This is a genomic window from Romboutsia lituseburensis DSM 797, from assembly GCF_900103615.1.
Lineage (GTDB): Bacteria > Bacillota > Clostridia > Peptostreptococcales > Peptostreptococcaceae > Romboutsia_F > Romboutsia_F lituseburensis.
Window position 1 is genome coordinate 167,495 of sequence record NZ_FNGW01000005.1, and the last position, 16,014, is coordinate 183,508.

General features: G+C 28.0%; 18 protein-coding genes. All 18 read right to left on the minus strand.

Going from position 1 to position 16,014, the window contains the following annotated elements:
* Nucleotides 1-76 precede the first annotated feature (76 nt).
* Entirely contained in the window at nt 77-1,549 is a 1,473-nt protein-coding gene (spoIVA, locus tag BLP75_RS11385; protein ID WP_170139178.1) for a stage IV sporulation protein A, read from the minus strand.
* Nucleotides 1,550-1,795: 246 nt separating this feature from the next.
* The gene (locus BLP75_RS11390; protein WP_092726179.1) at nt 1,796-2,818 is read right to left on the minus strand and encodes an NAD(P)H-dependent glycerol-3-phosphate dehydrogenase; all 1,023 of its coding nucleotides are present in this window, start codon (nt 2,816-2,818) and stop codon (nt 1,796-1,798) included.
* Between the two features lie 26 nt (nt 2,819-2,844).
* Nucleotides 2,845-3,459 (minus strand): glycerol-3-phosphate 1-O-acyltransferase PlsY, encoded by a 615-nt coding sequence (gene plsY, locus BLP75_RS11395; RefSeq protein WP_170827951.1) that lies wholly within the window; start codon nt 3,457-3,459, stop codon nt 2,845-2,847.
* A gap of 18 nt (nt 3,460-3,477) precedes the next feature.
* A complete protein-coding gene (gene der, locus BLP75_RS11400) occupies nt 3,478-4,803 on the minus strand; it encodes a ribosome biogenesis GTPase Der (protein ID WP_092726182.1) in 1,326 nt (441 codons plus the stop codon).
* A 26-nt stretch (nt 4,804-4,829) separates the two neighbouring features.
* Entirely contained in the window at nt 4,830-6,158 is a 1,329-nt protein-coding gene (locus tag BLP75_RS11405; protein WP_092726183.1) for a DUF512 domain-containing protein, read from the minus strand.
* 105 nt (nt 6,159-6,263) lie between these two features.
* Complete coding sequence (locus BLP75_RS11410; RefSeq protein ID WP_092726184.1) at nt 6,264-6,464, minus strand: capping complex subunit for YIEGIA; 201 nt, start codon at nt 6,462-6,464, stop codon at nt 6,264-6,266.
* Between the two features lie 2 nt (nt 6,465-6,466).
* Nucleotides 6,467-7,399 carry a YIEGIA family protein gene (locus BLP75_RS11415; RefSeq protein WP_092726186.1) on the minus strand — a complete coding sequence of 311 codons (933 nt, stop codon included), beginning with the start codon at nt 7,397-7,399 and terminating at the stop codon, nt 6,467-6,469.
* A 12-nt stretch (nt 7,400-7,411) separates the two neighbouring features.
* Nucleotides 7,412-8,350, minus strand: coding sequence for a YIEGIA family protein (locus tag BLP75_RS11420; RefSeq protein ID WP_092726188.1), 939 nt, complete (start codon nt 8,348-8,350; stop codon nt 7,412-7,414).
* A 91-nt stretch (nt 8,351-8,441) separates the two neighbouring features.
* Nucleotides 8,442-9,728 (minus strand): HAMP domain-containing sensor histidine kinase, encoded by a 1,287-nt coding sequence (locus tag BLP75_RS11425; protein ID WP_092726192.1) that lies wholly within the window; start codon nt 9,726-9,728, stop codon nt 8,442-8,444.
* A 27-nt stretch (nt 9,729-9,755) separates the two neighbouring features.
* A complete protein-coding gene (locus BLP75_RS11430; protein WP_092726193.1) occupies nt 9,756-10,445 on the minus strand; it encodes a winged helix-turn-helix domain-containing protein in 690 nt (229 codons plus the stop codon).
* An 18-nt stretch (nt 10,446-10,463) separates the two neighbouring features.
* Nucleotides 10,464-11,174: a peptidoglycan editing factor PgeF gene (gene pgeF, locus BLP75_RS11435; RefSeq protein WP_092726194.1), complete on the minus strand. Its 711-nt coding sequence runs from the start codon at nt 11,172-11,174 to the stop codon at nt 10,464-10,466.
* A gap of 2 nt (nt 11,175-11,176) precedes the next feature.
* Nucleotides 11,177-11,635: a transcriptional regulator NrdR gene (nrdR, locus tag BLP75_RS11440; protein ID WP_092726196.1), complete on the minus strand. Its 459-nt coding sequence runs from the start codon at nt 11,633-11,635 to the stop codon at nt 11,177-11,179.
* A gap of 21 nt (nt 11,636-11,656) precedes the next feature.
* Nucleotides 11,657-11,920, minus strand: a complete 264-nt coding sequence (locus BLP75_RS11445; protein WP_092726198.1) for a YlmC/YmxH family sporulation protein — start codon at nt 11,918-11,920, stop codon at nt 11,657-11,659.
* Between the two features lie 73 nt (nt 11,921-11,993).
* Nucleotides 11,994-13,697 (minus strand): bifunctional diguanylate cyclase/phosphohydrolase, encoded by a 1,704-nt coding sequence (locus BLP75_RS11450; RefSeq protein ID WP_092726200.1) that lies wholly within the window; start codon nt 13,695-13,697, stop codon nt 11,994-11,996.
* 77 nt (nt 13,698-13,774) lie between these two features.
* On the minus strand, nt 13,775-13,894 hold the full coding sequence (locus BLP75_RS11455; RefSeq protein ID WP_170139179.1) for a cyclic lactone autoinducer peptide: 120 nt from the start codon (nt 13,892-13,894) through the stop codon (nt 13,775-13,777).
* Between the two features lie 74 nt (nt 13,895-13,968).
* Nucleotides 13,969-14,616, minus strand: coding sequence for an accessory gene regulator ArgB-like protein (locus tag BLP75_RS11460; protein ID WP_092726203.1), 648 nt, complete (start codon nt 14,614-14,616; stop codon nt 13,969-13,971).
* A gap of 4 nt (nt 14,617-14,620) precedes the next feature.
* Nucleotides 14,621-15,091 carry a hypothetical protein gene (locus BLP75_RS11465; protein WP_092726205.1) on the minus strand — a complete coding sequence of 157 codons (471 nt, stop codon included), beginning with the start codon at nt 15,089-15,091 and terminating at the stop codon, nt 14,621-14,623.
* Nucleotides 15,092-15,220: 129 nt separating this feature from the next.
* Entirely contained in the window at nt 15,221-15,994 is a 774-nt protein-coding gene (gene sigG, locus BLP75_RS11470; RefSeq protein ID WP_092726207.1) for an RNA polymerase sporulation sigma factor SigG, read from the minus strand.
* Nucleotides 15,995-16,014: the final 20 nt, after the last annotated feature.

The following is a 16,014-nucleotide window of genomic DNA, read 5'->3' on the forward strand; positions in this document are numbered from 1 at the left end:
TCTTAAATTAATATTATAATTGGTTAATAAAAAAAGGTTAATTTTATACTATAAAAAATTAACCTTTTTCTCATGACTATAGCAAAATAGTTATTATATTCATACTACCTTCATTAATAATTTTTTGTAATGTTTTTTGTATTTTTACTCTTATTTCCTCTGGCATAGTATATAACTTGCTTTGTAATTGTTCTTTAACTAAATCATGTAATGATTTTCCAAACATATTTGATGACCATATTTCATTTGGATTTTGCTCAAATTCATCTTGTAAATATTTAACCATTTCTTCTCCTTGATTTTGGCTTCCAACTATAGGAGATATTTCAGTTGATATATCAGCTTTTATAATATGAAGAGAAGGAGCATTTGCTCTTAATTTAACTCCATATTGCTTTCCTTGTTTTATTATTTCTGGTTCCTCTAAGCTAAGTTCTTCTAATGAAGGTGCTACAACACCATATCCTTTAGTTTTAGCATCTATTAAAGCAGACTCTACTTTATCATACTCATTTTTAACTCTTGATAACTTAGTTATAAGGCTTAATAATTGATGATCTCCTTCTATTTTAAATCCACTTTTTTCTTCTAAAACATTGTAGAATAACCCCTGTTTCGCTGCTAAATCTATAGTTATTACACCTTCTCCAAGCTCAACATTATCTACTGAGGTATCATCTAAGAACTCTAATTCAGAAAAACCTTCTACAATTGCATTTATATCTCTTATTTTACCTATTTCCGCTATACTTTCTTTCAATGCAAATATTATATTATTTTTAACCCAATGATTTGTTTCTAAGCCTTCTATCCATTCTGGTAAATTTATTCTTATCTCGTTTAGTGGAAAATCATAAAGTACTGTTTCCATAACATTTTCTATATCTTCTTCATCCATAGCTAAAACGTTTAATGGAACTATAGGCGCATCATATTTTTCTTCTAACTCTGCTCTCAATTGCTCTGTTTCTTCACTATCAGGATCTAATGTATTTAATACAATTGCAAATGGCTTATTAAGTGATTTTAATTCAGATATAACCCTCTCCTCAGCTGAAAGATAATTACCTCTGTCTATTCCAGTTACTGATCCATCTGTAAGTACTACTATTCCTAAAGTAGAATGGTCTCTTATAACTTTTTTAGTTCCTATTTCTGCTGCTTGTTCAAATGTCATAGCTTCTTGTGACCATGGTGTGGAAACTAATCTTTGTTTTCCATCTTCTTCATGACCTAAAGCCCCATCTACTATGTACCCTACACAATCAACCATTCTAACTTTTAAAGATACTGTATCTCTTATTTTTATTTCTACTCCATCTGCTGGAACAAATTTTGGTTCAACTGTCATAATAGTTTTACCTGACCCACTTTGTGGTATTTCATCTTGAGTTCTTTCTCTTTTGAAATCATTCTCTATGTTTGGTAATACTAATTTTTCCATAAACTTTCTTATAAATGTAGACTTCCCTGTTCTTACAGGCCCTACTACACCAATATATATATCTCCCTGTGTTCTTTTTGCTATGTCTTCATATATGTTGTTCATTAAATTCCCCTCCTGCATATAGTTTCTTAATAAATTATATTGAGGATTTAGGACTATTATTACTAATAATTTAAATTTATTTTAAATATTAAAATAAATTTTATCTTAATTTTATAAAGAAAATTTAATTATATAAGATTTTGTAGATAGTATTATATAAAAAACTTAATTATTTTATTTATGAAAATTTGCTTATACATAGTTTTTAATATATTATGATTCCATTAAGCACAAAAAAAGCTAGGATTAAAATCCTAGCTTATCTTCAACTACTTCTTCCATTTCATGAGTTTTATTTCTCATCATTAATTCAATTACTACTTCATTTGGATTAGATCCATTATGTAATACTGAATATATCGCATTAGTTATAGGCATATCTATTTTTAAATCTTTAGCAACTTCATACGCTACCTCTGTTGCTGTAATTCCTTCAACTACCATTTTAACTTCTTTTAGTGTTTCTTCTAGATTCTTACCTTCACCTATTAATATACCAGCTCTTCTATTTCTACTGTGCATACTTGTACACGTAACTATTAAGTCACCTATACCTGAAAGACCTGCAAATGTAGATGAATTAGCGCCCATTGCTTGGCCTAATCTTCCAATTTCTCTAATTCCTCTAGTCATTAAAGCAGCTTTAGCATTATCACCATATCCTAATCCATCACATATACCAGCTCCAAAAGCTATTATATTCTTTAAAGCTCCACCTAATTCAACACCTACTATATCAGGATTTGTATATACTCTAAACTTAGGGCTCATAAATATATCTTGAACGCTTTGAGCTATTTCTAAATCCTTAGATGCTACTACAACAGTTGTAGGTATATCTTTTGCTACCTCTTCTGCATGTGATGGGCCTGATAGTGTTACATATGGATTATTTGGTAGCTCTTGCTCACACACTTGTGATAATCTAAGTCCAGTTCCTTTTTCAAGTCCTTTTGCCACATCAACAATTATCTGATCATCATTAACAAATGTTTTTATTTGTTTGCAAACACTTCTTATTGCTTGTGATGGTACTGCTAATACTATTATCTTGCTATCTTTTATTGCATTTTCTATGTCTGTAGTTAATGTTATGTTATTTGGAAACAATACTCCAGGCAAATAGTCTATATTTTCTCTTGTTCTATTTATCTTTTCAGCTTGTTCTTCACTTAAAGTCCACATATTTACTTGATAGCCTTTTTTAGCTAGTACAAGTCCTAATGCACTTCCCCAGCTTCCAGCTCCTAGTATACATAATTTTTCCATTTAAAACACCACCTAACCATGCTAAATTATTCTTTTTTTTGACCTATCTTTCTCTCAGTTCCTTTTAACAATCTTTTTATATTTTCTCTATGAGTATATATAACTGATATAGTTAAAAATAATGTAACTAATAGACCTTTTTTATTATTTAAAAACATCATAAATATAGGAGACATTGATATACCTAATACTGAACCTAATGATACATATTTGGTTACGGCTACTATTATTAAGAATATACCAAAGCAAGTTAATGCTATTATAGGATTTACAGCAATCATAGCACCTAGAGATGTAGCTACACCTTTACCACCTCTAAATCCTAAGAATGCAGGCCAGTTATGACCACATACAACACCTATAACAGCTATATATCCAGATGTAACTACATCAAGTCCTGTTAATCTTGCTACAATTTGTGCTATAAATACAGCAATCATACCCTTCAATAAATCTCCTAAAAATGTAATTGCTCCTGCCTTTTTACCAAGAGTTCTCAGCACATTTGTTGATCCTGCATTACCAGAACCTTGAGTTCTTATATCAACACCAATCATTTTTTTAGCTACTAAATAAGACGTTGATATATTTCCTAAAAGATAGGCAATTATAATAATTAATATATAGCTAAGCATATTAATCCCCCTTAGGTAGTTTTATTAACCTCTATTTTTTTCTCTGTACTCAAATTGTACTGGTGTACCTTCAAATCCAAAGTTTTCTCTTATCTTGTTTTCAAGATATCTTTGATATGAGAAGTGAGTTAACTTTTTATCGTTTATAAATAATGTAAATTTAGGTGGCTTAACTCCAGTTTGAGATCCATAGTAAATCTTTAATCTCTTTCCTTTATCTGATGGTGGTTGATTTAACATTACCGCTTCACCAATTACATCATTTAATGCTGAAGTAGATACTCTCTTTGCATGTTCACTTGCTACATATTCTGCTACTTCTAATACTTTACTCATTCTTTGATTAGTTTTAGCTGATACAAATACTACTGGTGCATACATCATGAATGGGAACTTTTCTTTTATATCCTTAGTATAATTACCTAAAGTTTTATTATCTTTTTCTATTAAATCCCATTTGTTTACTACGAAGACACAAGCCTTTCCTTCATCATGTGCTATACCTGCAACTTTTGTATCTTGTTCTGTAATTCCTTCTGCAGCATCTATTACTATTAAAACAACGTCTGCTCTGTCAACAGCTGCCATAGATCTTATTACACTGTATTTCTCTACAGATTCGTATATTTTGCTTTTTCTTCTTAATCCAGCAGTATCTATAAGAAGGAATTTTTGTCCATTCTTTTCTACATAAGTATCTACTGCATCTCTTGTTGTCCCTGCTATAGGACTTACTATAACTCTTTCTTCTCCTAATATATTGTTAAGTATTGAACTTTTTCCTGCATTAGGCTTTCCAGTTATAGCAACTCTTATTATATCTTCGTCATACTCAGTGTTTAATCCTTCTGGGAAATTCTGAATAACTTCATCTAGTAAATCTCCAAGTCCCATACTATTTGCACTTGATATTGCATATGGCACCCCAAGTCCTAACTCATAGAAATCATAAACATTATCGAATTGACTTTGACTATCTATTTTATTAACTACTAATATTACAGGTTTGTTAGTCTTTCTAAGTATTTGTGCTACTTCTCTATCTGCTGGTGTTAATCCTGACTTTCCATCAACTACAAAAAGTACGATATGAGCCATGTCCATAGCAAGCATAGCTTGATTTCTCATATGAGATAATATTATATCTCCATTCTCTGGTTCAATACCTCCAGTATCTATTAATGTGAAGTATCTGTTTAACCATTCTACCTCTGTAAATATTCTATCTCTAGTAACACCAGGAGTATCTTCTACTATAGATATTCTTTTTCCTGCTAATTTATTAAATAATGTTGATTTTCCAACATTAGGTCTTCCTACTACTGCAACAATCGGTCTGTTATCGCTCATAATATTCTCCTTTCACCTAAAAAAAATTATTTTAATATTTTATCTACAAAGTCACACCCTTCATTTAAGCACGGTACAACTTCTATGTTCATAGTTTTTTGTAATTCATCTAAAGTTATATTATCTAAGAATATTTCCTCATCTGCTTTAAGCATACTTCTTGGTATATATAAAGTCTCGCCTAAGTCTTCATCCTTTAATTGTTCTATAATATCTGTAGCTGTTATTAGACCTGAAACTGTTATTGTTTCTCCAAAGAAATTATTTACGATTTTGAATACATTAATTTCTACATCCTTGCATTCATTCATAATTTCATCAGCCATTTTCTTTATAAATTCAAATGCTGAATGTCCTGTTGCTATAGATATCTTCTTTTTTCTTGTTTTTTGAGGTTGAGAAATTTTCATTAAGTATTCTTGTATTTCTCTTTCTAGTTTGCTTATCATACCTACACCATTCTCAAATTGTATAAATCCTTCATATTCATCATATTCTAATAGCTTTCTGTTCGCTATAATATAAAACTCATCTGATAAAAATGCAAATCTTGTACCTATTTTATCTAAATACATCTTTTGAAGATTTTGTATCTGATCTATAGTTTCATTTGCTGTTTTTTGATCAAATATATCTAAATTAGGCAAATGACTTCTATGCTTAGTAATTCCAACTGGAACAATCGCAGCACTATTTACATATGGATATAATTGCTCTAAATCACTTATAGTTCTTGTTAGTTCCTCTTTATCATTATAACCTGGACACAATACTATTTGACAATTCATTTGAATCTGTGCATCTGCAAGTCTTTGCATTATGCTATATAATTTTCCTGCAAATCTATTATTTATCATTTTTTGTCTCAACTCAGGATTAGTTGTATGTACAGATATATTTATAGGACTTATTCTATACTTAATTATATTATCTATGTCTTCTTCACTCATATTTGTAAGTGTTACAAAGTTTCCTTGTAAAAATGATAATCTTGAATCATCATCTTTAAAATAAAGAGTCTCTCTCATTCCTTTAGGAAGTTGATCTATAAAACAAAATACACATTTATTTCTACAACTTTTTGCTTGATCTATTATAGGATTTGTAAATTCAATTCCTAAATCATCATCATAGTCCTTTTCTATTTCATATATATATATTTCTCCGTTGATTTTTTTTATTTCAACTTCTAAATACTCATCACTCAATAAAAATCTATACTCTATTATATCATGTATAGTTTGCCCATTTATAGACATAAGTAAATCTCCGACTTCAATGCCTAATTCTTCTGCAATACTATTTTTATATACTTTGCTAATTACATTATTTACTTTTTTAACGTTTACTTCCATATATTATCACCACTTTTCTTTAGTAAATACATCATATTATAATACCATGTTTTGATAAATATAGTCAATATTCCCGATAATTCAAAAGGTACCTAAAGGTACCTTTTAATGTTTGACTATAATTAGAGTTCCATTTGTCATATCATGAACCATTCCACCTACACTTTTCGCCATTAACATTGCTTTATGTTGTAGGTCATTATTATCCTCTGCATAAAATATTGGACAACCTCCACCACTTTTAAGGTTTTTATCCATTGTAATTATAGCTAATGCATATTCATTTAATCCTACATTCATTGCCATTTTTATGCACTTCCTTTCTTACCTATTGGAGTATTTTTTAATGATAAGTTTTTACCCTTTGCACTTGAAAGTATTGGGCATGATTTAACTGCCTCTATAAGTTTATCCATGTCCTTTTCCACAGGCATATACGCCAAAACTAAACTTTCCTTTTGAGCATTTCTTCTTGGTAATGGATAAAAAGCTGGTTCATTATGTTCTCTAAGTATTCCCATTCTAGAATAAATATTATACAGTATAGCTTGTCTTTGTCCTGGGTCCATTAATATACCTGCATTGCTATAGCTTTTATCTTTAGGTATTATTTCTATACCCAATCCTTTTGAAAGATATCTTTCTCTATCTGATTTTAAACCTACATTAGTTATTCCTTTTACATCTCCAACTTTCATTATAAATTCATCTACAAAAGTTATTTCTACAGGAACAACATCTGCTACATCTCCTATGCTTTCTCTTTGAAGCATTTTTTTAAGAATTAAAGCTAGCATAATACCTGCTACCGCACTTATCGTTAACGCTACATTATAACTTAACTTTAATTCAGATATTATAAGATAGTGTAATCCTACAGTTGAAAAAGATGTTATTATACACATATAATTTCTAACTTCGTATGTTCTAGCTATTTCCTCTATAAACGCTTCTCCTCTTTGAACCAATTGAACATCTTCTAAATTTTGTAATGTATTTCTTCTATTTTCTCTAACTTGTCTAAATTGCTCTGCTGCTAATGATAAAAATGTTATTGATGTATAAGAACGGTCTTTTAATGCTGGTACTAATAGTGCCCCTAATGCTGATGCAACTGCTGCTAAAACAATTTGTGTCATTAATATATTAGGTTGAGTAGGATATTGTCTTTTATCTAAGTTTAACATTATCACTCTAGATGAAATACCAATAACTAATCCTACAAAAAACACTGTATCCATTTAATCACCTCTTTATTGTTTATTTATTTTTATCTTATAATCACTCTGATGACCTTTTGCTGTTTCTATAATAGGAGTGCTTTTAATTACTTCTATCATAGAATTCATATCTTTTAATATAGGTATAAAAGGTAATACGACTGTATTTTTATCTAAATCTGTTCTTGAGATAGCTAATATATCTTTTTCATCAACATCTTTATTTATACCTAGATGTAAAAATATATTATGTAATATAGCTTCCCTTTGGCCTTCATCATTTACAATTCCAAAATCACCAAGATTATTTGGTATTATTTCCACAGCTAAACCTTCTTCAATATATTTTTTTCTAGTGTCTTCTAATCCAATATTAGTTATTACTACATTATTAACTTTTAATAGTGGTCCATCAAAATTTATTTTGGCCGGTATTATTTTAGCTATATCTCCTATGCTATCACGTCTTAAATATCTTTTAAATATTAATCCTACTATTGCCCCTCCTATAATAGCTCCTATTGTACATGCAAAAAATCTAAAGTTGTATTTTTTAGACATAAATATAAATATTAGCGATGCTGCTAATGATGAAAATAAACTTATATAGCTTCTCGCTTCATATGTAGATGCTATTTCCTCTACATATGATGATCCTTTAGGAACCATTTCTGATTTGTCTATATTTTCTAATGTTATTCTTTCCTGTTGTGCTAACCCTTGGAATTGTTGTATGGCTACTGCAAAGAATGTTAATGCAGAAAACTCTTTATCCATAAGAGCTGGTAGTGCAATAGCTCCTAACGATGCTGATAGCGCTGAGATTATTATTTGTTCTAAATAATCTTGAGGTCTTGATGGGTATTGTTTATCAGTAACCCTCAAAACTAATCCCCTGCATAATATCCCTATCACTATAGCTACTATAAATGATCTCCTAAACAATTCTTCATTTAGAAAACTCTCTTTCATCTTATCACTCCTTTTTACAAACTTATATCTATCAACACTTTTATCTTTAGCTTAGATTAGTTTGTGCAAAAACAAAAAAAAATTTCCTTTATTAAAGGAAATTTTTTTGAGGTATTATAACAATAAATTCACTACCTTTGCCTAATTCACTTTTTACACGTATATTTCCACCTAAAGATTTAACTATATGTTTTGTTATAGCTAATCCTAGACCCGTTCCACCTACATCTCTACTTCTAGCTTTATCAACTCTATAAAATCTTTCAAATATTCTTTCTATATCTTCTTCTGGTATCCCTACACCTGTATCTTTTACACTAATACATATATTACCATCTAATGAACTAACATGTACGTGAACTTCTTTATTTTCAGGAGTATATTTTATTGCATTGTCTATTAAATTTAAAAATACTTGTTTTATATAATCTCTATTAGAACAAACTTTAATAGATTTATCACTAAATTCATATGTTAACTTTATATTTTTTGATTTAGCTATATAACTAGTCATATCATAAATTTCTATAAAAACTTCATAAATATTAACACTGTCTACCAATGAATTTTCCTTATTTTCTATAAAAGATAATAATAATATATCTTCTATAAGTCTTTTTAGCCTATTAGACTCACTCTCTATAATACCTAAAAATCTATTTCTAGTTTGAGGATCAATATCTTCATTTAACTTTAATGTTTCTACAAATCCACTAATTGATGTCAATGGAGTCTTAAGTTCATGACTTACATTAGCTACAAAATCACTTCTCATATTTTCTAATCTTACTTTTTCTGTTATATCTTCTATATTAACAATAGAACCTATAATTATATTTTTAACATCTTGAAGATATATTGGGTCTAAACTGATTTTATATACTAAGTCATCATTTATCTTTAGCTCTTTGCTTTTATTTTGCTTAGAACCTTTAAAAGAAACTATTTCTTTAAGTAACTTTTCTTCATTTATTAGTACATTTACATTAAGACCTTCTATCTGCTTTTCAGAGTTACACTTTAACATTCTTTTAGCCTCTTCATTTATTAGCATTATGTTGCCATCAATATCTATAGCTAATATTCCATGAGATATACTTTTTAATATAGATGTCATTTGAAGATGGCTATATTCAACCTCACTAATTGTACTATCCATTATTTCTATCATTTCATTAAAGTTTTTAGCTAATTCGCCTAATTCTCCTTTTGCAGAAATATTTAATCTTGAGTGAAATTCTTTATTACTAATTTTTTTAGAAACATAAATAAACTCTTCTAGATACCTTCTCAATCTCAATGTATACCTAATAGATAATATTGCAACTATCACCGAAACTAATATAATAAAGAAGATTATAGTCATTAATTCTTCCATAAAATAGTTCTCCTAAATATATTTATTCTAATCAATTTTATATCCAACTCCACGTATTGTTTGAATATATTTTTCAGATGTACTTTCATCTTCTATTTTTTTTCTTAAATATCTAATATGTACATCTACAGTTCTAGTTTCTCCATAATATTCATATCCCCAAATTTTATCTAATAAATGATTTCTAGAAAGAACTTTTCCTTTGTTTTCTAAAAGTAACTTTAATAACTCAAATTCTTTAAGTGTTAAATCTATTTTTTGATTTCCTTTATACACTTCATGCTTATATAAATCAACTTTTAAATTACCTGTTGTAAGTATAATATCTCCAGGCTGAGTTTTAGTATTACATCTTCTTAATATTGTATTTATTCTTGCTAATAACTCTTTTATACTAAATGGTTTAGTTATATAGTCATCTGCTCCAATTTCTAGACCTTCTACTTTGTCATTCTCCATATTTTTAGCTGTTAACATTATTACTGGAGTTTGATTTAAATCTTTATCTGCTCTAATTTTTTTTAATACATCAATACCGCTTATATTTGGTAGCATCCAATCTAAAAGGATTAAATCTGGTTTTATTTCTTTAGCCTTTATATATCCATCTACTCCATCATACGCATATTCTACTTCATAGTTAGACATTTCTAAATTAAATTTTAAAAGTTCTACTATATGTATTTCATCATCTATTACAAGTACCTTAACTTTCATATTTAGTTAATCTCCTCTCTATTTTATCTCTAGTATCATTCCTATTCTTCCATCTGTTTTATCATGTTTTCTATAAGAATGGAAGCTGTCACATTTGCAACTAGTGCATATATTTAAATTAATTATATTTTCACTTTTAATTCCAGCGTCTCTTAAGATAATTTCATTAATTTTCCATAAATCTAGGTAATATTTACTTTCTTTTATTATATAGAAATTTTCACCTTTGTTTGTAAGAATTGTGTTAAATTTTTCAATTAATTCTTTTGAAACTTCATAGCAACAAGGTCCTATTGATGGACCTATGACACATGTAATATCTTCTAAGTTTGAGTTATATTTAGATACCATATTATTTATTGTTTTTTTTCCTATTTGATCATATGTTCCTCTCCAACCAGCATGGGCTAAACCAATAGCTTTATTTTTTTTATCTATAAATGCTATAGGTACACAATCTGCTGTAAATATCAATAACGGTACATTTTTAACATTAGTTATTAAAGCATCTCCTTCTAGCTTTTGCCCTATATTTTTTATATCTATAGAATTAACTATATCTGAATGAATTTGTATATTACTTGTTAAATTTTCAAAAGTAAAATTTCCTTCATTACATACTTTTAACATATCTTCTTTTGATTTAGCATTAATGCACTTAAGTGTTATAGCTAGGTTAACAAAATCTATATTGTCTTTTATATCTTTAACATTTATAAATTTATCCATTGTTAGTCTCCTTTTTCCATTAGTATGTTTTTTAATTCTGTTACAAATGTATTTATGTCCTTAAATTGTCTATATACCGATGCAAACCTTACATATGCAACTTCATCTACATCTTTTAATCTGTCCATAACCATTTCACCTATTTTTTGCGCTTCAATTTCAGATATGTAACATTTATTTATTTCATTCTCAATGTATGAAACAATCTCCTCTATCTGTTCTAGAGAAACAGGCCTTTTTTCACAAGATTTTAATATCCCATTTTTTATTTTTTCTCCATCAAAATATTCTCTACTATTATCTTTTTTTATAACCATTACCGGAGTTGTTTCTATTTTTTCATAGGTAGTAAATCTTTTTTTACAAGATTCACATTCTCTTCTTCTTCTAATAGATTTACTATCTGTATGTCTTGAATCTATTACTTTTGATTCTTTGTAATTACAATAAGGGCATTGCACTTTTTATTCCTCCTTAGTTTGCTATATATTAAATTCGTCTATATTAAGTTCTGAACCTATATTTACTATTATAGTATCACATCCTATTTTTATTATATCATTCCAGAATATAACTTGTCCTTCACCATTTCTAGAAAATATACCTCTTCCTAAATCTCCTGTTATAGTAAAAGACATTATCTTACCTTCATTCGTGTCCATATCTATATCAGTTATGAATCCCATTCTCTTTCCATTTTTTACATTTATTATTTCCTTTTCCATTATATCAGATACTCTTATCATTATAATCCCCTCCCTTTAAAAATTAATATGTGCTTGGACAAAAAAAAATGACCTTTCTAGGTCATTTTATATCTTAAAAGTTATCTTTATACTTTTCTAGCATTTCTATAAATTTTTCTACTAGTTCTGGATCAAATTGTGCACCTGCATTTTTTCTTAATTCTTCTATACCTTCTTCATGTGTCTTTCTTATATTATAAGGTCTATTTGATGTCATAGCATCAAAACTATCAGCTATAGTAATCATTCTAGCTAAATAAGGTATTTCATCGCCTTTTAGCTTATCAGGATATCCATACCCATCATATCTTTCGTGATGATATTTTATTATTGGCACAAATGCCTTAAATGGTTTTATATGGCTTATTAAATCTACACCTACTTGAGGATGACTTCTAAACATTTGAAACTCTTCATCTGTTAATTTCCCTCTTTTATTTAACACATTTTCTGGTATTTCTAATTTACCTATATCATGTAAATATGCAGCTACTTGTATTTGTATCTGTTCTTCTTCTTTTAAATTTAACATTTGAGCAAACCATTTTACATAAATTACAACTCTTTCTGTATGACCATAAGTATATCTGTCTTTTAAATTTATCATACTTATAAAAGTTTTTAATGATTTTATGGTATCTTCTTGTATATTCATTTGCTTACATAAATCATCTAATACACTATGATATGATTCTACTCTATTTTTATTAAATGACTTAGCTCTATATAAAGCATCATCCGCAGTATTTATAAGTTGAGACTTACTAATTGCTCTTGTTGGATAAGAAGATACGCCTATAGATATAGTTATATTTTTATCTGGCTGATTTTCCTGACCCCTAAATGTAGTATTTTGTATAGCTGTTCTTATTCTTTCACCTATTTTTATTGCATCTTGTTCGTTTGTGTTAGGAAGTACAGCTGCAAATTCTTCTCCACCATATCTAGCTACTATATCATTTTTTCTTACACTTTTTTTCAATATTCTACCTATTTGTTTTAATAATAAGTCTCCTGCTTGATGTCCATTTATATCATTATAATTTTTAAAATAATCTATATCCATAAATAATAAAGAGACTTCTTTTCCATTATTTTCAGCATTAGTAATTGAATTTTGAAGATACTCTTGAAAAAATCTATGATTATAAAGTCCTGTAAGTTCGTCTTTATTTGCTAAATTTTTAAGTTCTTCACAATGCTCTCTTTCTATATCTACATACATACCAGTTATAAATGCAACTATAAATATTGCTGTTATTAATATTAAATCTTTTTCAAAGTATATGCTTATTTGTTTTTGTGTTAATGCTGTATTAGAGAAGTCTATAAGCATTATAAAAATAAAACATAACACAGATACAGCAATACTATAATTTTTACCAAACTGTATCGCACTTATTAATACTATAAATATTCCTATTAATTTATAGTCACTTTTCTCAACACCTGTAATAACTAAAACCCCATAAAATATTAATAGCATCACAAGAGTTTCTATATAATCTATAATTCCAGGTTTAACACCATCATGCTCGATAATTCCAGAATTAATGGATTTCTTATTATCATATCGTTTTGTCATAATCACAAAATATATCATCATAAAAATTAAAATTGAACTTCCAACTAAAGATATCATGATTATATTTTTTTCATTCATTTTTGGGCTTAAATAACTAAGTATCGCTATTAAACTTAAAACAATATAAATAACCTTTAATACAACTATTATTTCAAATACTTTTTTATTTCTCACCTGATCAAAATTACTCATTTATTCCACCTAAATTGATTTTTAATAATAATTAAAAACCAAAAGAGATAGTTCTCTTTTGGTTTTTTGAGTTATATCTACTCTTCTCTTAAAGATTTTGGTACTTCTGGCTCATAAAATACAAACGCGCAGAAAGTAGATGCTCCATCGCTTACCTTTGTTAATAATTCTGAAAATGAGTTAAATAAAAAATCCATTTTTTTACCCCCTTGTAAAAACATTAATTTATTTAAAATAATACATTATTAATTAATAATCTATTATTTTATCGCTAAATTTTAAAAATATTATAAATTAATTCAAATCCGCCTATTGTTAATTCTGCTGCTTTTGTTAATGAAAATACTTGTAATAGGACACCTAATAAAATTGAAACTGTAATTGTTTTAAATACAACTACCCCAGTATATATATTTAATAAATAAAAAATAATTATAATTCCTGTATATATATTTATTAATTTAAATGCATTTTTTCTTAATTTTTTCCTCGTACTTTCTTTTTTCAATGGTTTATTTGCGCATGGTACTGGACATTTTCTATATAAAATAAAATAAGAAAGCATAATCCCTAATATTAAAATTATCCCTAAATTCATATTACTTACTTTATAAAATCCAAACTTACATACCATAGCTAAAAATAAAGAAAATATTATACCTGTAATCAAACACCTAGAAGGTGAGCTTGAATGAACGCCTCCTGAATACCTTTTCAATAAGGCTGCTATTATAGATATAATCATAATTTCGATTAATGTATTTGTTAATATACCTACAACAAATGTTGAAATTATAGCAATACTAGTATGAATAAGTATAAACAATCCATAATTTAAAACTGCTACTTCTTCTTCACTCTTATTTAATCTTTGCCCCATCTTGTTAGAAATACTTTTTGAAACTGTTTCTATTCCCATATATTTAATCCCTCGCCAATAAAATATTTAACTTATCCATTACTAACTTAATTAAAATAGCTATACCTATTAAAATTAACAATGATGGTAATGTAATTATTGCCCCATATGCTTGAGTATTAGTTAAATGCTTAAAAGGCACACCTAAAATTTTAGTTGCTATAAGAATATATATTCCTTCACTCAAAGCTAATGATATCCATATACAACATGTAGCTATTATGGACTTTACTAGTTGCTTACTGGAACTTTTATATAAAATAAATGCTAAGACTATCATAGCTAATATTGTGTGAACCCCAAAATTAATCGGTAACATTCTTATAGCAGTTATCACTACTCCTAAAAATATACCTTTTTTAATCAAATTTTTTATATCTATTTTAATTCCTAATAAAATCATTCCTACCAGAATTATAACTAGACTCTCTGGAAATGTTCTTATTAGAATATAACTCAATGGTAATCTTAACATATTTCACCTCTTATACATCTCTGTTGCAAAGTAATTATAACATTTTATTCCACCATTTTCAAATTAAATAATAATAAAACAATAAAAAACATCGATTATTGTAATCGATGTTTTTTATTGTTTTATCTGTTATATATATTTTTTCATGTTTTTCAAAGCATTTTTTTCAATTCTTGATACTTGAGCTTGAGATATACCTATCTCATCTGCCACTTCTATTTGAGTTCTTCCTTTGTAAAATCTTAAATCCAATACTAACTTTTCCCTATTATTTAATTTTTTTATAGCTTCTTTTAATGCTATTTCTTGTAGCCAATTTTCATCGGTGTCTTTTTTATCTTGGACTTGATCCATTACAAATATAGCATCTCCATTATCTTGATACACCGGATCAAACAAAGATATAGGGTCTTGAATTGCATCTAATGCCATAACAACGTCTTCTACTGGCAATTCTAATTCTTTTGCAATTTCTGATACTGTCGGTTCCTTTGCATTTGATCTTACTAATCGTTCTCTAACTTGTAATGCCTTATATGCTATGTCCTTTAACGATCTACTGACTCTTATAGGATTATTGTCTCTCAGATAACGTCTTATCTCACCTATAATCATAGGGACTGCATAAGTTGAGAATCTTACATTTTGACTTAGGTCAAAATTGTCGATAGCTTTTATTAGTCCTATACATCCGATTTGAAATAAATCGTCGATGTTTTCCCCTCTGTTATTAAATTTTTGTATTACACTTAATACTAGCCTTAAGTTCCCTCTTACGAATTGTTGTCTTGCCTCTTCATCGCCACCTTTTATCTTCAGAAGAAGCTCCATCATTTGGTTGTTTTTAAGAACTGGAAGCTCAGATGTATTTACACCACAGATTTCAACTTTGTTAATTTGCATACATTTCAGTCCTCTCTTAA

Bases quoted from the DNA above. Each gene is read 5' to 3' on its own strand.
- spoIVA (WP_170139178.1), bottom strand. From the start codon at position 1,549: ATGAACAACATATATGAAGACATAGCAAAAAGAACACAGGGAGATATA.
- BLP75_RS11390 (WP_092726179.1), bottom strand. From the start codon at position 2,818: ATGGAAAAATTATGTATACTAGGAGCTGGAAGCTGGGGAAGTGCATTA.
- BLP75_RS11405 (WP_092726183.1), bottom strand. From the start codon at position 6,158: ATGGAAGTAAACGTTAAAAAAGTAAATAATGTAATTAGCAAAGTATAT.
- BLP75_RS11455 (WP_170139179.1), bottom strand. From the start codon at position 13,894: ATGGATTTTTTATTTAACTCATTTTCAGAATTATTAACAAAGGTAAGC.
- BLP75_RS11430 (WP_092726193.1), bottom strand. From the start codon at position 10,445: ATGAAAGTTAAGGTACTTGTAATAGATGATGAAATACATATAGTAGAA.
- BLP75_RS11450 (WP_092726200.1), bottom strand. From the start codon at position 13,697: ATGAGTAATTTTGATCAGGTGAGAAATAAAAAAGTATTTGAAATAATA.
- BLP75_RS11460 (WP_092726203.1), bottom strand. From the start codon at position 14,616: ATGGGAATAGAAACAGTTTCAAAAAGTATTTCTAACAAGATGGGGCAA.
- BLP75_RS11425 (WP_092726192.1), bottom strand. From the start codon at position 9,728: ATGGAAGAATTAATGACTATAATCTTCTTTATTATATTAGTTTCGGTG.
- sigG (WP_092726207.1), bottom strand. From the start codon at position 15,994: ATGCAAATTAACAAAGTTGAAATCTGTGGTGTAAATACATCTGAGCTT.
- BLP75_RS11465 (WP_092726205.1), bottom strand. From the start codon at position 15,091: ATGTTAAGATTACCATTGAGTTATATTCTAATAAGAACATTTCCAGAG.
- der (WP_092726182.1), bottom strand. From the start codon at position 4,803: ATGAGCGATAACAGACCGATTGTTGCAGTAGTAGGAAGACCTAATGTT.
- pgeF (WP_092726194.1), bottom strand. From the start codon at position 11,174: ATGGATAAATTTATAAATGTTAAAGATATAAAAGACAATATAGATTTT.
- BLP75_RS11420 (WP_092726188.1), bottom strand. From the start codon at position 8,350: ATGAAAGAGAGTTTTCTAAATGAAGAATTGTTTAGGAGATCATTTATA.
- BLP75_RS11415 (WP_092726186.1), bottom strand. From the start codon at position 7,399: ATGGATACAGTGTTTTTTGTAGGATTAGTTATTGGTATTTCATCTAGA.
- BLP75_RS11410 (WP_092726184.1), bottom strand. From the start codon at position 6,464: ATGGCAATGAATGTAGGATTAAATGAATATGCATTAGCTATAATTACA.
- BLP75_RS11445 (WP_092726198.1), bottom strand. From the start codon at position 11,920: ATGATAAGAGTATCTGATATAATGGAAAAGGAAATAATAAATGTAAAA.